The following is a 289-nucleotide window of genomic DNA, read 5'->3' as shown; positions in this document are numbered from 1 at the left end:
CAAGGTTGCTCCACCCAACTCCAGTGACACGGGAACCAGATTGCTCGCGGCAGCCGTCATGATCTTGCGTCCAGTCGGGACCGAACCGGTCATGGTCACAAGATCAATCCCGGGATTGGACGTCATGGCTGCACCAACGGTCCCGCCACTGCCCGTTATGATGTTGACGACACCATCTGGCACTCCCGCCTCTTCGAAGAGGTGTGCCATATACAAGGCGGAAAGGGGAGTATCCTCGTGGGGCTTAAGCACGATCGCGTTGCCGGCAATCATGGATGGAGCAACCTTG

The 289-nt window shown here is 58.1% G+C and carries 1 protein-coding gene; it reads right to left on the bottom strand.

Annotated features, from left to right (window positions below):
- On the bottom strand, positions 1-289 hold a 289-nt coding region (locus FLQ44_RS14585), incomplete at both ends, for an aldehyde dehydrogenase family protein (protein ID WP_147694988.1).

Origin of the sequence: Vogesella mureinivorans (assembly GCF_007644035.1) — a bacterium.
GTDB lineage: Bacteria > Pseudomonadota > Gammaproteobacteria > Burkholderiales > Chromobacteriaceae > Vogesella > Vogesella mureinivorans.
This window is presented reverse-complemented; position numbering and strand designations above follow the sequence as displayed.